Annotated in this window: 8 protein-coding genes; 4 read left to right on the forward strand and 4 right to left on the reverse strand. The window is 60.1% G+C overall.

All coding sequences use genetic code 11. The annotated features are described in order from the left end of the window. Positions 1 to 8: 8 nt before the first annotated feature. Together DTJ15_RS01575 and DTJ15_RS01580 are read left to right on the forward strand one after the other, a co-directional pair. Positions 9 to 1,625, forward strand: a complete 1,617-nt coding sequence (locus DTJ15_RS01575; RefSeq protein ID WP_248630563.1) for an NAD(P)/FAD-dependent oxidoreductase — start codon at positions 9 to 11, stop codon at positions 1,623 to 1,625. A 251-nt stretch (positions 1,626 to 1,876) separates the two neighbouring features. Further along, positions 1,877 to 9,529 (forward strand): autotransporter domain-containing protein, encoded by a 7,653-nt coding sequence (locus DTJ15_RS01580; protein ID WP_249109264.1) that lies wholly within the window; start codon positions 1,877 to 1,879, stop codon positions 9,527 to 9,529. A 114-nt stretch (positions 9,530 to 9,643) separates the two neighbouring features. On the opposite strand, the gene DTJ15_RS01585 is transcribed toward DTJ15_RS01580, so the two are convergent. Beyond that, positions 9,644 to 10,909: an MFS transporter gene (locus DTJ15_RS01585; protein WP_249109266.1), complete on the reverse strand. Its 1,266-nt coding sequence runs from the start codon at positions 10,907 to 10,909 to the stop codon at positions 9,644 to 9,646. Between the two features lie 196 nt (positions 10,910 to 11,105). Here DTJ15_RS01585 and hemA point away from each other — a divergent pair, with 196 nt between their 5' ends. Beyond that, the gene (hemA, locus tag DTJ15_RS01590; protein WP_043560936.1) at positions 11,106 to 12,314 is read left to right on the forward strand and encodes a 5-aminolevulinate synthase; all 1,209 of its coding nucleotides are present in this window, start codon (positions 11,106 to 11,108) and stop codon (positions 12,312 to 12,314) included. On the opposite strand, the gene DTJ15_RS09120 is transcribed toward hemA, so the two are convergent. The 3 genes from DTJ15_RS09120 to DTJ15_RS01605 all read right to left on the reverse strand — a co-directional run bounded on the left by DTJ15_RS09120 (position 12,311) and on the right by DTJ15_RS01605 (position 16,445). Then, on the reverse strand, positions 12,311 to 14,212 hold the full coding sequence (locus tag DTJ15_RS09120) for a ShlB/FhaC/HecB family hemolysin secretion/activation protein (protein WP_043560932.1): 1,902 nt from the start codon (positions 14,210 to 14,212) through the stop codon (positions 12,311 to 12,313). The two genes, hemA and DTJ15_RS09120, sit on opposite strands and share 4 nt — an antisense overlap. Beyond that, the gene (locus DTJ15_RS01600) at positions 14,209 to 14,916 is read right to left on the reverse strand and encodes a hypothetical protein (RefSeq protein ID WP_154981651.1); all 708 of its coding nucleotides are present in this window, start codon (positions 14,914 to 14,916) and stop codon (positions 14,209 to 14,211) included. The genes DTJ15_RS09120 and DTJ15_RS01600 overlap by 4 nt, the downstream gene beginning before the upstream one ends. A 149-nt stretch (positions 14,917 to 15,065) precedes the next feature. After that, positions 15,066 to 16,445 carry a Hint domain-containing protein gene (locus tag DTJ15_RS01605; RefSeq protein ID WP_249109267.1) on the reverse strand — a complete coding sequence of 460 codons (1,380 nt, stop codon included), beginning with the start codon at positions 16,443 to 16,445 and terminating at the stop codon, positions 15,066 to 15,068. 597 nt (positions 16,446 to 17,042) lie between these two features. On the opposite strand from DTJ15_RS01605, the gene DTJ15_RS01610 reads away from it, so the two are divergent. After that, the gene (locus DTJ15_RS01610) at positions 17,043 to 17,366 is read left to right on the forward strand and encodes a hypothetical protein (protein ID WP_052349163.1); all 324 of its coding nucleotides are present in this window, start codon (positions 17,043 to 17,045) and stop codon (positions 17,364 to 17,366) included. The last annotated feature ends 20 nt before the right edge of the window (positions 17,367 to 17,386 follow it).

The following is a 17,386-nucleotide window of genomic DNA, read 5'->3' on the forward strand; positions in this document are numbered from 1 at the left end:
TTTCCCCCATGCTCCGCCTCAGCAATCTTGCCCTTCCTCTCGACCACACGCCGGAAGCCCTCCGGGCCGCCATCGTGGCCCGTCTGGCCGTAAGGCCGGAGGAGCTGCTGGCCTATCATGTCTTCCGCCGGGGGCATGATGCCCGACGGCGGGGGAACATCCAGCTCGTCTATACGCTGGACTGTGAGCTGCGGGAGCTGGATGCCGTGCTGGCCCGTTTCAGCGGGGACCAGCATGTCCGTCCGACGCCGGACATGCGCTGGATTCCGCCCGTCCTGCCCTCTCACGCCGCCGGGCGCACGCAGCGGCCCGTCGTGATCGGGGCGGGGCCCTGTGGCCTGATGGCAGCTCTCGTGCTGGCCCAGGCGGGGCTGAAGCCGATCATCATAGAGCGTGGCCGGGCCGTGAGGGACCGTACGGTCGATACGTTCGCCCTCTGGCGGAAATCCCGCTTCACGGCAGAAAGCAACGTGCAGTTCGGTGAAGGGGGAGCCGGAACATTCTCCGATGGCAAGCTCTATTCCGGCGTGTCGGATCCCCGCCATCTGGGGCGCAAGGTGCTGGAGGAGTTCGTGAAGGCCGGTGCGCCGGAGGAAATCCTGACCCTCTCCAAGCCGCATATCGGGACGTTCCGGCTCGTGACGGTCGTGCAGTCCCTGCGGGCGCAGATCGAGGAGCTGGGAGGGGAATATCGTTTCGAGACCCGGCTGGAGGGCATCGAGACGGCACCCTGTGAGGGTGGTGGCCGACAGGTGACGGGGCTGCGTCTCTCCACCGGGGAAGTGCTGCCTGCTGACCGGGTGATTCTGGCGGTCGGTCATTCTGCCCGGGACACGTTCGCCATGCTGCATGAGGAAGGTGTGCCGATGCAGGCCAAGCCTTTCTCCATCGGAGTGCGGATCGAGCATCCGCAGGCGGTGATCGACGTGGCCCGGTTTGGCCCGCAGGCGGGGCATCCGCTGCTTGGTGCGGCCGATTACAAGCTGGTGCATCATGCCAGCACGGGGCGGGGTGTCTATTCCTTCTGCATGTGTCCTGGTGGGCAGGTCGTGGCGGCAACCTCGGAGAAGGATCAGGTCGTCACGAACGGGATGAGCCAGTATTCCCGGGCCGAGCGGAACGCCAATAGCGGCATCGTGGTGGAGGTCCGCCCCGGTGTCGATTTCCCGGATGAGCCGCTGGCGGGGATCGCCTTCCAGCGTCAGTGGGAGAAGGCGGCCTTCGTGGCAGGTGGCGGGGATTATCGTGCTCCGGCGCAGCGTGTGGGGGACTTCCTTGCAGGGCGGGCCTCCACCTCTCTGGGCACGGTCGTGCCCTCTTACCAGCCCGGTGTGACGCCGACTGACCTTTCCCGTTGTCTGCCGGATTTCGTGGTGGCCTCCATCCGGGAAGCCCTGCCCCGGTTCGAGCGCAGGATCAAGGGTTACAGCATGGATGATGCCGTGATGACCGGTGTCGAGACACGGACATCCTCGCCCTTGCGGATTGACCGTGACGCCACGGGCCAGAGTCCAGCTCTGCGGGGGCTTTTCCCTGCTGGTGAGGGAGCTGGCTATGCTGGGGGAATCCTCTCCGCCGGGATTGACGGCATCCGTGTGGCGGAGTGGCTGGTGGCCTCCCTGTGATGGGAGGCCAGATGGGAGTTCTGCGGGCTCCCTCATGAATATTGGAAATTATTTATTAATGAAACATATCATAATTACCTAAGATAACAGAGTATATTAACACCAAATTAAAAGAAGTAATTGGTTAGTCAATTTTCTGCCAAAGTTATGCGATAATTAGACCCTAATCACCAGGTACCGGTTTCCACAGTGGGCGGAGGTATACGCAGCACCTCCAGTTGCAACAGTGTGGATATTACAAGGATAAGCCGGTGTTGATTACTGGGCAGAGCGGGCAGGCCCCGCTGCGGTATCTGGCGAGCCACAAGGCAGGGTATCGCCGTTTTGGTTACATGTTGGCTCTGCTCAGCGGAGTATCCCTGGTCGCTGGGGTGGGCAGTGTGGCCCGTGCCGATGATGGTGCGTCTGTTTCTTCCGGAGACATGACGAACACTCAGACGCGTAACCTTCCCCAGGGAACGGAGGTCAAGGGGGACCTGTACCAGAAGGATGGTCAGCTCGGTCTGGATGGTACAAGCGTGGCTGGTACCCTGCATCTGGATGGGGGCACGGCCATTTTCGGGCATAACGGGGCGAGCCATCGTGGTACGCTGGTGCAGTCCCTGGCAGGCAGTGCAGATGCCGTGCTCGACAAGGCGGACGACAACCACAACTATATCATGACACCGTCTCCCGATCCGTCCGCCCCTTATCAGGGGGAACTGACGATCACGCAGGGTAAAGGGGAGACGTATGGCGGGTCTCTCAAGGGGACGGGTGTCCTGAGCCTGCTGTCTGGCACACAGGTGCTGACAGGCCAGAATCAGATCAACGGCACTGTGGACATCCGCAATGGTACGCTGATCCTGCGGGACAAAGGAACTTTCTTCACGGAAAAAGGCAGCCCGCGGGGCCCGCTGGATGTCGGTCTGGCACGGGGGAATGAGGGGCATCTGGTGCTGGAAGGTCCGGACGCCAGGATACAGCGGATGTCCGTCTTCATCGGTAACGGCGACCCGGCTTACGGTGGTGGGTCTGGCCCGATCGGGAAGAGCGATGCCACACTGACGGATGGGGCACAGATCAACAACCGTACCAACGAGGGCATGTATGTTGTCGTTGGCAATGACCAGAATGGTGAGCTGAACGTCGAGAACGGTTCCCGTGTTGAGGCTGATGAATTTTATGCCGCAGCCTCTCAGTCCCTGACTGGCACGGTGAATGTGACGGGCAGTGGCTCTGCCGTGGAAGCTACCAATGCCCACATCGGTAACGAGGGGACCGGTGTTGTGAATATCAGCGACGGTGCCAGCTTCCGCGCTGATGAAGCAAGGTTTGGCGAGGATGGCGGCAACGGGAGCCTCGTTGTCGGTGTCGATGGTACGGTGCAGAACGGCAACACGATCATCGGTGCTGGTGGCAAGGGGACCGTGACGGTTGATGGCGGGCGCTTTCAGAATGACGGGACGATCCGCTTCGGTGTGCCGGGGACCGGCGCAGCCTCCGATGGCACGCTGAATGTGCTGGATCATGGTGTGCTGGTAGCTGGTGATGATGGCTCTTCTCCTGCCATCGCCGCAGAGGACGGAGCCAAGGCTGCCATCAATCTTGATGCCGCCACGATACGGAACATCCAGGGGCGTGACTTCACCAGCATGGTTGCTGCCAACCTGACCGGCATGAACGAGTTCAATGTCCAGGGCAGCAACACCATGTCATGGAAAGGCGGCCTGACGGGGGATGGTGGGGTCGACAAGACCGGCACGGGGACCTTGGGTCTTTCGGGCAATCTTGCCTACAAGGGCATGACGAACGTGGAAGCCGGTACCCTGTCCGTGACGGATGCGACGCTGTCGGGTCAGGTCATCAACCAGACCAACGGCACGTATGTGCAGAAGGGTGGTGAGCTGGACGGGACACTGGCCAATATCGGTACGGCGTCTGTTGATCATACCAACGTCAAGGGCGTGGTCACGAACAACAGCAGCTTTACGGCCACGGACAGCACGCTGGCCAATCTTGTCAATCTTGGTGGCAATGCGACCCTGAGGAACACGCTTGTTCATGAAGTGACCAGCACCGAAAAAAGCGTGCTGGACTTCAAGGATACGGTTGTTGATGGGCGGTTTGCGAATACCGGCAAGGTTCTGGCTGTCCATTCCAAGGTTCCGGGCCTCCCGTCCGCTGCGGACTCGGAGAGCAATTCGGACGTTCTGGCAGGCCGCAGTGGGGATTCCGGAGCAACGATCACCAACCGGATGGGGGATGAGGATGACCTCACCAACCGGGCGGGTTCCGTGCCCAGGAAGGGCAACTTCACCAATGGTGGTGATGCAGAGTTCTATGACAGTGAGCTGGCGACGTTCACCAACACGGGGACATTCCTTCTGGCGCAGAAGAGTGTCGTCAATGGTGATATCCTTCAGAATGACGGCAAGCTGACCCTTGATGATTCTCAGGTCAACGGCGTGCTTTTTGCCAGGGGCGGCACGTTTGACATTACCAGCGGTGGCGCCAGTGTAGAATCGCTTGCCGGTCGTGCGAATGGTCAGCTGGAAGGCACGCTGAACCTGACCAAGGCAGCTGACACCTATGCAGGCAACATCTCCGGCAATGGCGGGCTGACCATCTCCGGGGGACGTGAGACCCTGGCAGGCAACAACACCTACACGGGTGAGACCGATGTCACGCAGAATGGTGGCCTGACCCTGAAAGGGAGCCTTGCCAGTGCGCTGAACAATGCCGGAACGACAGACATCACTGGCGGACGTGTTGCTGGTACGACCACGAACAGTGGAACACTGACCGCCAGCAAGGCGACACTGGCTGATGTCACCAACGAATCCGGCGGGACCTTCAGTGCAGCGGGCGGGCAGCTGGACTCTGTCGTGAACAATGGCAACATGACGCTGGATCAGGGTGTCATTGTCCATGGGAGCATTGCCCAGCACGCAGGCGACCTGATGCTGGATGGTTCCAAAACAAAGGGCGTGCTGGCAGCTCATGGTGGCCAGTTCACCATCGGTAATAACGGCTTCACCGCCGGATCTCTTGAAGGGAGCGGCAATGCCCAGTTGGAAGGCACGCTGAACCTGACCAATGCCAGCAGTACCTATGCCGGTAGCATGGGTGGCAATGGCGGGCTGACGGTTTCTGGTGGGCACGAAGTCCTGACAGGCAATAACAGCTATTCTGGCAACACTCTCGTGCAGACGGGCGGGCAGCTCGATGTGAACGGTGACAACAGCGCCGCCAAGGGTCTGACATCCGTTACCGATGGCGCCACGCTGCGCGGTACGGGGACGATCGGTGGCGATGTGAATATCGGCTCTGGCGGGACACTGGCCGCCGGGACGGCTGAGGCGCCGTCCACACTGACCGTCAACGGGAGCCTGAATCTGGCCGATGGGTCCCGTCAGGTTTTCCGTCTGGGGCAGGCTGATACGGAAGGTGGCGCCTACAACGACTTCATCAACGTCAAGGGGAACCTGGCGCTTGGTGGCACGCTGTCCATCCAGCCGGTTGATGCTGGTCCGGATGTGAACAATTCTTCGCTGATGGCCGGTCTGTACCGCCTGTACAGCTACGGTGGTGTGCTTTCTGGAACCCAGCAGTCGGTTGACGTGGCCTCCAAGCCTCTTCCAGAGGGGATGGTTGTCCAGACATCCATCGACCATCAGGTCAACCTGGCGGTCAATACAGGTGGATTCAACTACTGGGATGGTGGCAGCAGCGCCCATCGCTCCGATGATGGAAGGGGTAATGGCCGCATTGACGGTGGGGATGGTGTCTGGACGGCGGCAAGACCGCAGGGCACACCCAGCTGGGCTACAGCCGACGGCTCTGCCAACGGCCAGTGGCAGAATGGCAACATGGCCATTTTTGCAGCCTCTGCCGGTACGGTCCATGTCAATGACAAGGCCGAGGATGGCACGCAGGCTCCGGTCATCTTCTCCGGTGCCCAGTTTGCCAACCTTGATGGCAAGAATTACCTCGTGACAGGCGACAACCTGTATGCCTCCACCGGCAAGACGGTCATCCGTGTGGGTGACGGGACGTCTTCTGGCAAGGACATCACGGCAGAGATCGCTTCTGTCATTGATGGCAGCAAGGTTGATGGCGGCACAGGGCTGGAAAAGACGGACCTTGGTACGCTCATCCTCAGCTCCGACAATGACTTTGCAAAGCCGACCCATGTTGAGGCTGGCACGCTCCAGCTCGGCAATGGTGGGACGACAGGGTCTGTCGGCCAGCAGGACATTGTCAATGACGGGACTCTGGCTGTGGATCACAGCAATGATGTCACGTTGGGTCAGACGATCTCCGGTACCGGCTCCTTCGTCCAGAAAGGGCAGGGCACGACAACGCTCAGCGGGGCGAACAGCTACACGGGGGATACGGATGTCCAGAACGGCCGTCTGAACCTGACAGGGTCCCTTGCTGGCAATCTGAACAACGCTGCTGCGACTGACGTCAATGGTGGCAAGGTTGCAGGGACCACGACCAACACTGGTACCTTGACGGCACAGAACGCCACGCTGGCCGATGTTGCCAACCAGGCTGGTACGGCCTCTCTGGCGGACAGCACGGCTGGTCACGTGACCAATGCTGACGGGGCGACCTTCAAGGCGACGGGTGGCACTCTGGCTTCTGCGGACAACAGCGGCAGCATGACGCTGGGTGCAGGCAACCATGTCACGGGTGATGTCACCAACAGCAGGGGTGACCTGACCCTTGACGGGAACCAGATTGCCGGGACGACGGCCAACCATGGTCAGCTGGCGGCACAGAACGCCACGCTGGCCGATGTTGCCAACCAGGCTGGTACGGCCTCTCTGGCGGACAGCACGGCTGGTCACGTGACCAACGCTGACGGGGCGACCTTCAAGGCGACGGGTGGCACTCTGGCCTCTGCGGACAACAGCGGCAGCATGACGCTGGGTGCAGGCAACCATGTCACGGGTGATGTCACCAACAGCAGGGGTGACCTGACCCTTGACGGGAACCAGATTGCCGGGACGACGGCCAACCATGGTCAGTTGGCGGCACAGAACGCCACGCTGGCTGATGTTGCCAACCAGGCTGGTACGGCCTCTCTGGCAGACAGCACGGCTGGTCACGTGACCAATGCTGACGGGGCGACCTTCAAGGCGACGGGTGGCACTCTGGCTTCTGCGGACAACAGCGGCAGCATGACGCTGGGTGCAGGCAACCATGTCACGGGTGATGTCACCAACAGCAGGGGTGACCTGACCCTTGACGGGAACCAGATTGCTGGGACGACGGCCAACCATGGTCAGCTGACGGCACAGAACGCCATGCTGGCCGATGTTGCCAACCAGGCTGGTACGGCCTCTCTGGCGGACAGCACGGCTGGTCACGTGACCAATGCTGACGGGGCGACCTTCAAGGCGACTGGTGGCACTCTGGCCTCTGCCGACAACAGCGGCAGCATGACGCTGGGTGTAGGCAACCATGTCACGGGTGATGTCACCAACAGCAAGGGTGACCTGACCCTTGACGGGAACCAGATTGCTGGGACGCTGGCGGCCAATGGCGGATCTTTCAGCGTTACGGATCATGGTTCTGATGCCGGCTCTCTCGCCGGGTCTGGAAATGGTGTTCTCAATGGCACCCTGACTCTGACCAATGCCAAGGATACCTATACCGGGTCCCTGTCCGGCAATGGCGGGCTGACACTTTCCGGCGGGCATGAGACGCTGACAGACCAGTCCCATCTTGGGGGGCCTGTCTCCGTGGCTGGTGGTACGCTGGCTCTGGCCGGGGCGAAGGCTCAGCTGACGACAGACAGTAGTGTGAAGATTGGTGCAGGCAAGGCGGGTGACGTCAGCCTCTCTGATGGTGCAGCTCTCCACAGCCATGGTCCGGTCGTGTTTGCCAAAGCGGAGACAGCTCCGGCTGATGGCACCGACGCTAGACTCGATGTGCTGAGTGGCAGCAGGCTGAGTGCTGGTGATGTTGACGGCAAGCCCGGCCTGGTGGCCGAAGAGGGTGCCAAGGCCCAGCTGACGCTGGATGGCGGTACGCTCCAGAACATCAAGGGTTCTGATCTGACCAGCAACGTGAATACGGCCATCGGCTCCAAGGGGGCAGTGTTCGACGTGCAGGATGAGAACCGGATGACACTGGGCAATAATGTCGTCCTGACGGATGATGGCAGTGCCGGTGATCATGCCCTGACCAAGACAGGCACCGGGGTGCTCACGTTTGCTGGTGATGGTTCCGGCTTCAATGGTCCGACAGACATCCAGTCCGGAGACATGATTGTTGATGGCAACATGAGCCATTCTGCCATGACCGTGCAGCATGGTGCCGTTCTGGCCGGTAATGGTTCCGTGGGCAGCACGGTCGTGTCCAGCGGCGGTATGCTGGGGGCTGGCAACGAGACAGATGCGGGTGCCCTGCATGTCATGGGTGATCTGACCATGGCCAAGGGCTCGGTCCTGTCCATCCGCGGGAGCAATGAGGCGACCGGGCGTCAGCTGGTCGCACCGGACGGCTTCTCCTACAGCGAGCTGAAGTCTGACCAGGTTCTGGTCTCAGGCAAGGCGGACCTCCAGGGGGGTACGCTGGCTCTGAAGGTGAAGGACCCGACGGCCCTGAAATATGGTCAGGCCTACCATGTGCTGACGGCCAATGGTGGCGTGAATGGTCATTATGATGACCTGGAGACCAATATCGGTCAGGATTATGCCTATCTTGATCCTCGTCTTGTCTATCAGGGCAATGATGTGGATGTGATGCTGCGTCGTTCCATCCATGGTTTCGAGTATGTGGGCCAGACCCGCAACGAGATCGCTGCCGGGGAAGGGTTGAACCATATCTCCGAAAACAGTGATCTGGCCAAGGCCATGACGGTCCTGACAAAAGACCAGGCCCGTCATGCCCTGAACAACCTGTCTGGTGAGCTTCACGCCTCCATCCGTACAGGGTTGATCCAGGACAGCTTCTATATCCGCAATGCAGCCCTGAACCGTCTGGCTGCGGCCGACTGTGACTATGGTCACAATGGCCAGAGCTTCTATGACCTGAAGACACGCAGGAAGGATGGCGCCTGCTATTCCGATCATGCGGTCCTGTGGGGGCAGGCCTATGGTGGCATGGGCTTCAACAGTGGGGACGGCAATGCTGCCCTCATGCACCATAACACCGCAGGCTTTGTCATCGGGGCGGATGGGCCAATCAACCATAGCAACTGGCGTGTTGGTGGGCTGATCTCTTACGGTCATTCCCAGTTCAACGTTCAGCGTGGTCGTTCCTCCTCGGCCAACAGCAACAATATCAGCATTGGTGCCTATGCCGGGACGCACTGGGGTCGCCTGAATCTCCGCTTCGGGGCCATCTATAGCTGGAACGTCATCAATACCCATCGTCATGTTGCCGTGGGTGATTATGGCGGGCGTCTCAGCAGCAGCTATCTGGGTGGTACGGCCCAGGGCTTCGGGGAGCTGGGTTACAAGTTCCGTGGGGAACGCAGCATGTTCGAGCCGTTCATGAACGTGGCTTATGTGAACATGCAGAGCGACAGCTATCGTGAGCATGGCAACGAGGCTGCCCTGCACAGCCACGGGACGGATACGGGTGTGACCTTCTCGAGCTTCGGCTTCCGCACGGCAACGACTGTAGGCATTGGCAAGGCGGTCTTCATGCCGCACCTGTCCGCTGCATACCGTCATGCCTTTGGTCGGACGGGCTCCCGCCAGCGTGAGACCTTCGCCATGGGTAGTGGTGCCGGTGACATGGATGTGGCCGGTGTGCTGCTTTCCAGAAATGCGGCCGTCGTGCAGGCTGGTGTGACCGCCCGGGTGAGCGAGCGTGTTGACCTGGACCTGTCCTATATCGGGCAGTATGGCAACCAGTCCACCGAGAGTGGTGGGACAGGGTCCGTCAAGGTCCGCTTCTGAGAGGCGGACCGGGGGACATCTCCTGCTGGAAGGAACGGGGTGGGGCGCAGGCTCCACCCCGTTTTTTCATGCCCTTCTGCCAGGGAGAAAGGCCTTCAGGGAAGGCGGAACGGTTCAGAAATTCTGCACGTCTTTCGGGCGGAAGACTGTGATGCCGAGGCTGATGAAACTTCCCGAAAGAACGCAGAGGATGGCGGCAGCAGGCAACCCTCCTGCCAGCAGCGGAGCAAGGGAGGGGACCAGCCGCCCGGCCACACCCTGCCCCAGAGAGCCGACAGCATAGCTGGTGCCCATGCCTGCGCTGCGGCCTGCATCGGGGAAGCGCTGGGAGAGATAATGGGGCACCAGAGCATAGATACCGGAGGCCGCTGCCCCGATGAAGAAGGCGGAGGCCAGCAGGATGGCCCATGGTCCAGCTGTGAGGAAGGGGATGATCAGCAGCATGACAGCTCCGAGCGCCACCCGCATGACGAGCCCTTCCCCGAAGCGGGTTGCCAGTGCCCCGCAGAGGATCTTCCCGGCAAGCGAGCCGAGGCAGTAGAGGGCCACCGGCCAGAAGATGAGCTGGGGGCTGAGATGGTGGTTGTCCCGCAGGATGGCAGGATAGAATGTGTAGAGGGCGGCCTTCTGGAACTCCAGAAAACACATGAAGGCAATGGCCTGGAAGGCGGCGCCGTTCCAGAACTGCCGGGCAGTCTGCCAGAAAGAGGCGGCCGGTTCTGCCGGAGCCTGATCGTGCTGACGCTTTTTCTCTTCCTGCGCAGCGAGCCAGAGAGGGCTTTCCTTCACCCTGAAACGGATGAAGAAGATGAGCAGGGCAGGCAGCAGCCCGATGAAAAACATGACACGCCAGCCATGATGGGGCAGGATGAGGGCCTGTGCTCCGGCCGCTGCCATATAGCCGATTTCGTAACCGGCCATCATGGTGGCGGAGGCCAGAGGCCGCAGCGGGCCGGGAACACTTTCCATCAGCAGGGTGGCGGAGGCCGTCCATTCTCCACCAAAACCGATCCCGAACAGGAATTGTGTGATGACCAGCGTGGTGATGCTGTGGGTTGTCCCCGTGAGGGCGGCAAAGAGGGCGAAGAAGAGGATGCCGAGCGTGAAGGCAGGCTTGCGGCCGAAACGGTCGGAGAGCCAGCCCCAACCCGTGTTGCCTACGGCCCGTCCCAGAGCCTGTGCCAGAAAGACACTGCCAAGGGCGGCCAGCGTGCAGCCGAAATCCCGGGCAATGTCGGGCAGGGTGAACATCAGGGTTGTCTGGTCAAAGGCATCGAGAAACCAGCCGCTGAAAGCAGCAAGGGTGACCTGCCAGTAAGGCAGCAGGGCGCTGAACCCGGGCCGGCCACCCGGAGAGGAGGAAGAAGCGGAAACAGGCAAGACAGGCCTCCGGCAAACGATGTTCCCCGCCTGGGGAGATATGGAGCCACCAGCTATAGAGGAGTGGGTAAAAAAACTGTAGCCAGACAGTCCTGTTTAATGGGTCCTGTAACCATGTTTTCGTTTATAACAGTGTTTAAACCTTGCTTTCTGGGGGGCGGACCATAAATTGATGACCCTGAGGAGAGCAATGTCTATGAATTATGATACCCTGTTCCAGAATGCGCTGGATGGCCTCCGGGCTGATGGCAGCTATCGTTATTTTGCGGAGCTGGAACGTCACGTCGGCAGGTTTCCCAAAGCCTTCCACCATGGCGTCGGGCGTGATGTAACGGTCTGGTGCTCCAACGACTATCTGGGTATGGGGCAGCACCCCGCAGTGCTGGAGGCCATCCATAAATCTCTGGATGAAAGTGGTGCAGGTGCAGGCGGGACACGGAACATCTCCGGCACCAACCATCATCATGTCCTGCTGGAAAAGGAGCTGGCCTCCCTGCATGGCAAGGAAAGTGCCCTGCTTTTCAATTCCGGTTATCTCTCCAACTGGGTGACGCTGGGCACGTTGGCCGCACGGCTGAAAGGCTGTGTCGTGCTGTCTGATGAACTCAATCATGCCTCCATGATCGAAGGCATCCGCCATTCCCGTGCGGAGAAACGCATCTTCAGGCACAATGATCTTGAAGACCTTGAGGCCAGGCTGAAAGAGCTGCCTCTGGATACGCCGAAGATCATCGCCTTCGAGTCCGTCTATTCCATGAATGGCGACATTGCTCCGATTGAAGAAATCTGCGATCTGGCCGACCGTTACAACGCCATGACCTATCTGGATGAGGTCCATGCCGTGGGCATGTATGGCCCGCAGGGTGGCGGCGTAGCGCAGGAGCGTGGTCTGGAACACCGGCTGACCGTCATCGAGGGGACGTTGGGCAAGGCCTATGGCGTGGTGGGGGGCTATATCGCAGCCTCTGCTGCCCTGTGTGATTTCGTGCGCTCTTTTGGCTCAGGCTTCATTTTCTCCACCTCCCTGCCGCCGATGATTGCGGCGGGTGTGCTGGCCAGTGTCCGGCATCTGCGCCACAGCGATGCCGAGCGCAAGGGGCAGCGGGAGGCCGTGGCCCTGCTGAGGAAGAAGCTGGACGAGGTGAAAATCCCCTACATGCCTGGTCAGTCGCACATCACGCCCGTCATGGTGGGAGATGCCACCCTCTGCCGTGAGCTGACGGACAGCCTGCTGAAGCGCTTCGGCCATTATCTCCAGCCTATCAACTATCCGACCGTCCCCCGAGGGACGGAGCGCCTGCGCCTGACCCCGGGGCCGCTCCATACGGAAGAGGAGCTGACCTCTCTGGTCAGTGCGCTGGACACGCTCTGGACAGAACTGAAACTGCCCCGTTCGGAGGCTTAAAAGCCTCCGACAATCTGAAAGTCGCAGAAGGTCCCACGACGGTTTGCCAGTTCCGTCGTGTGGATGCGGCGTAGGCGGATGCCAGCATCAAAAGTGACGTTGATGTGCTGGTTCAGACTGCCGGTAAGGTCGGCGCCTACGCTGGCGAGGGTGGCCGCCCGGGCGCCCGTGCCCACATGGTGGACCTGCCGGTTGTCCGCCCAGTCCCAGAAGATGCCAAGCTTGTTGCTGTCCGGCTGTCCCGGCGTGGGCAGGTGAGCCAGCTGGAGCAGGGAGAGAGCGGGAGTGAAGACTTCCTCGCTGACGGCATTGCCGTTGCTGCCGAAGGATGTATTGGCAAAATAGCCACGGGCATTGCCCATGCCGCCGATCATGAGCTGTTCACTATAGAGCAGGTTCTTGCTGGCCCGCTGGAATGTTACCTTCGTTGTGGAAGAAAAGCCGTAGGGCAGGTTCTGTGTCCGGGTGAGCATCAGCCGGTCATAGACATAATTGGGGCTGGAGAGAGGGAAGATGCTCTCATAGGCTCGCCGCGTATCATTTTTCATCAGGCCGCCGGGACCGTAGAAAAACTGGTTGTTGATCTGCGTCTGCCCCCACGGGTCCTGTATGGACCCTGTATAGCCCACGACAAACTGGGCCGTGGCGGCTTTGGAGAGCGTGATGGTGTGGGCATGGTAGAACTGGTCGGAATGGGTGTTTTTCCAGTCAAAACCGAGCTGGATCATGCCGTCCAGCCCGGCATCCCGGCCAAGGGCAATATGGTCGAACATGTGCAGCCAGCGCAGTGAAATCTGCCCGCTGAGACCCCGGTTTATGAGGCCCGGCGTGTTGCTGGTCGGGTGGGAGAGGGCATAGTTCCCGAAAATCTGCAAGGCATTATGGCCGAGGAGCGGGATGGTCCAGCTGCCCGTGTGGTTGTCGAACCGGTTCATGAAGGTGCGGTTGAACTGGTAGGTCAGTATCTGCCCCAGCCCGAAGGCATTGCCCCATGAGGCCCCCGTGTACCAGTTGAGCCGGCCCAGTGAGCGGTCCGCCTGATTGTTCATGGCGGCATAGCCATAGACGGGAAAGCGGTCTGTCACGTTGATGTCCACATCCGTGCTGCCGGGGTGGCTGCCGGGGCGGTAGATGAGGTCCGCCGTGCGGAAGGGGTTGAGGTTCAGCCAGTCCAGGTCTGTCTGGAGGGCCGTCAGGGCCATGGTCTGGTTGGGAGTGAGGTTGCTGGCCTGCCGGACCTGCCAGGCAGGTGTCCAGCGGTTGCCATGCACGGTGATGCGGTCAAGCCGGTATTCCGAGACATCAATATGCAGCACGCCCCCGTGTACACGCTGGGGAGGCACGGTGATGCTGATGAAGGCCCGGTCATGCTGGCGGAAGAAGATGGCGATGGCTCCCGTCAGCTCATGCATTTTCTGGAATGTCAGAGGATGGCCGATATAGGGGAGGATTACCCGATAGAGACCGGGTGCGTGGCTCAGCTTCAGCCCTTCGGAAGAAATGGGCTGCTGGGCTGTTCTGCTGCCTGTATGGCCTGCCGGCTGCAGGATGACGGCCTGGAGGCGGGGCAGGGCGAGAGTGTCTTCCAGATGCGGGGTCGGGTTGGGGCCCGCAGTCCCCGGCTGGAGAGGGATGATGGGGTGGGATGATGGTGTACGGCTGGTATCCGGTTCGGTCCCTCTGGTATCGGCAGAGGGACTGCCGATCGTATGATGATTGAAAAACCCCAGGGGGGTGGGCAGGGCTGTAGCCGGAATCCCGGCGGGGGTGCTGGCCGGAGGAATGGTCTGGGCCATGGCTGTTCCCGGTAGAAACAGGGCCGCCAGAGCCATGGCGGACCCGCAGGACGGGAAAGAGAGGACGGGCAGGGCGAAAAGACGGAACGGGCTGACGGTCACGGGGCAGCAGCACCGGGGAGAGCACTGTTGCGCAGCTCCACATCTCCATCAGGCAGGGTCTCCGCCTTGTTGACGGGAATTTCGCTGGAGCGGTTTCCTGCAAGGGTAAAGGCATTCCCGTCGGCACTGGCCAGGCTGGCGGCGGCATCCAGCGTCAGGGCGCTGTCGCTGGAGCCGGTGCGGGCGCAGGGTTCCGGGAGAATGTAAAGCCCGGTCGGGCCGAAGGAGGCATTCAGGGTGGCACGGCGTGTCCTGGGCGCCTTGGGGTCTGTCGTGGTCAGGTCGGGCTGGGCGCTGACTCCGATGGTTACCGTCTCGAACCCTTTGCCGTGTCGCAGCGTGCCGAAGCGGTACGGCGTGTGTGGCCCTGCAGTTTTCATGGAGGTTGGCAGATGGGCCGTGCCCGGTGTCTGGCACCCGCCGGGAGAGACAAGCAGCCCGTTGGGCGCTGTGACCGTGCCATCCGCTGCAATATGGTAAAGTTCCCCGGTAAGGCTGGTCTGGTTCTTTATGGGGGAATGGGTGTTGCCCACGACACTGTCGAGCATCGTGTTGGCGGTGGTTGCGCTCCGGGCGCCCGGGGAATAACCGGCCACCGGTGTGCTCTGGCCCAATGCTGATTGGGGAGCAGAGACATACAGTACACCGCCAGCCAGCAGGGCAGGCAGGATTCTGGTCAGAATGGCTGTGGTGCAGGCACCCATGACAGATGACCCCCCCTTGGTGGACAGACAATGCAGCCGTTCACGGACAGGGGATGTATAAAGTATCTTTCATGAGTGGCAAAGTATTTCGGGGGAGTGGGAACAGTCCCGGCCTGTCCCGATATGGTCGGGACAGGCCGGGAGGGGCCTCATCTCTGTGCCACACTTTCAGGCAGGGCAATGGTTGGCTGGGCTATCCCGGCCTCATCAACATAGGGCCCTTCCGCCAGGAGCTGGATGCTCAGCATGTCCCGCTCATGAATGGTGGGAAACTCTTCCAGAGAGAGGAGGGCGTTGCCGTTTGTCCAGCGGCAGGGGCTGTTCTCCACCACATCCCAGCCGGAAGCGTGGGGATCCGACATATGGGATGTCAGGCTGTGGGTCTGCTTTTCCTGGTACAGCTCCACGGCACCGACGAGGACACCGAGGAAACGGCGGTCATCCACATAGGGGCCGATGGTGTCGCAGGGGCGGCTTGTGCGGGAGCGAAGGTAAAGGGCTGTCACGCCTTCCGGCAGAAGGAAGATGGCCCGGTCCTGTATCCGGCGGACAGGGTAGAGAACGTCCCCGGCATTGGTGACCAGATGGAAGTCTGAATCCTGCACCAGGGAGACAGGTGGTACCTGCCGGGCAAAACCGAGGGCGCGGGCCCGCTCGTCCAGCGCCTCATGCAGTGGCTGGATGGAGGCGGTATCCACGGTCAGCGGAGCGCAGGCATCCTTTTCCCAGCTCTTGGAGGGCGGGAAAGCCACGACATTTCCTTCCTGGAGGAAAGTCATCTCATGGAAATTGCGGCGGCTGCTGCCGCTGAGATAACTTTCCGTCATCACGCTGTTGGCACGGACGATGCTGTGCTCTGCCGTCTCAAAGTGATAATAGTCGTAAGAGAGACGTTCACGGTCATAGTGGATGGACCGGTGATTGACGAGCATCCGCACCGGGACGAAATGGCCATCAAGATAGAGCGTGTGCTCTGATGTTACATACAGGTCGGCATCAGGGCAGCCATCTCCCAGTGCATTTTTTCTGATGCAGACGGCATAGCCTGCCCGGTCATCCGGCAGATGGGGCTGGACATCGATACGGCCCCGCCCTGCCCATGTTATCGGCTCCAGCTTCTGGTTGCCGTCAGGGCCGGTCAGGACGAGATCACCAACAGCGAGAGTTTCGACAGCCCGAGGCCCAGCATCCGTCATGATCATGGACCCGGGGAGGAAGCAGGCGATGTCGATGTTGGTGACGCCGGTGTCAAAGGTCCAGTCGACATTGCTGAGTGTTACAGGCGATCCCGGTGTCGCTGGGCTGCCCTGATTCAGGGAATCAAAGCCCGTATTGGGGACAAGCTGTAGATAGAGATAATGCTTCCCGGTTTGGACGGCTGCTGCCAGATTGGACAGGCCAAGATACGTCTGTTGTTCGTCAGGAGGAAGAGGGGCATACTGTTGCCCGTCCCCTATCTGTTTTATGAATTGAACATTCTTTATCGCAAACTCTGCAACGACAGAAGGAGTTGGAGGAATGACATCCATGTAGGTAAACGAACCTACATAAGACAGGTACGTTACAGCAAAAACATTTGTGTTGGGGATATGCATGAGGACAACAGCCTTGTCTCCCGACTGGCTTATGTTCACGCCCTGGACCATGGCCAGCTGATATATCGGCTGGGCAGAAGTGAGCTGGTTTGTTGCAGTGAGCCGGGTGTTGAAAACGTTCCCGGTTGCTGGGTTCGGGAGGGTCTCCGGACCAAACCAGAAGCCGGGGAGACCAGTAGTATTGCCGCCCCCTGTATCAGGAGACAGGTTGGAGTACTTCTGTGGTTTTTCCCATGTGATTGACATGACTGTTCTCCAGTGGGGTGCAGACCGTCGATGATTCTGTACGAAATAGGGAGATGATGATGAGGCTCTGTGGTATTTTTGTGGTGTAATTTCAGCGATGATATCTGAATTCCTTGAATGGTATTAGAAAAAGAAAAGATTTTCCTGTTAATGAATTGTACTATTTTTCACTAATATAGTATTAATCAATTTATTATTGAATTTTTATTAATTTCTGTTCCTCCCTTGAATGTGGGTAACAGACCTGTGTGCCCTCTCCTCTTTTGCAGGAGGGGCAGGGTGGATATGATGGGAGCCGAAATGACACAGTCTGCACGATATGGGCCAGCCATGGCTGGGGTCAGAAACAAGGATGGGCAGGAATGCAAGATGCTGGCCGAGCAGGCTACCGATTGTCTTCTGGACTATCTGTACGGGGAGCCGAAGGCCCTGGTCGAGGATAGTGCGGTGTTCCTGCTGGAGATACGGAAGATATGGCAGCAGCATGGTGTGGATGAAAGTGCCATCTGGCAGGAACTGAGTGAGCGGATTGACCTTTCATCCGATTTGCTGAAACGTGGCATCCGGGCCCGCAAGGGGGGCCGTTACCGCTCCACGAAGCTGCCCTGACAGGCTGGTGGCAGGTAGCG

Origin of the sequence: Parasaccharibacter sp. TMW 2.1891, from assembly GCF_023337675.1 — a bacterium.
GTDB lineage: Bacteria > Pseudomonadota > Alphaproteobacteria > Acetobacterales > Acetobacteraceae > Bombella > Bombella apis.

Bases quoted from the DNA above. Each gene is read 5' to 3' on its own strand.
- DTJ15_RS01575 (WP_248630563.1), top strand. From the start codon at position 9: ATGCTCCGCCTCAGCAATCTTGCCCTTCCTCTCGACCACACGCCGGAA.
- hemA (WP_043560936.1), top strand. From the start codon at position 11,106: ATGAATTATGATACCCTGTTCCAGAATGCGCTGGATGGCCTCCGGGCT.
- DTJ15_RS01600 (WP_154981651.1), bottom strand. From the start codon at position 14,916: ATGGGTGCCTGCACCACAGCCATTCTGACCAGAATCCTGCCTGCCCTG.
- DTJ15_RS01605 (WP_249109267.1), bottom strand. From the start codon at position 16,445: ATGGATGTCATTCCTCCAACTCCTTCTGTCGTTGCAGAGTTTGCGATA.
- DTJ15_RS01610 (WP_052349163.1), top strand. From the start codon at position 17,043: ATGATGGGAGCCGAAATGACACAGTCTGCACGATATGGGCCAGCCATG.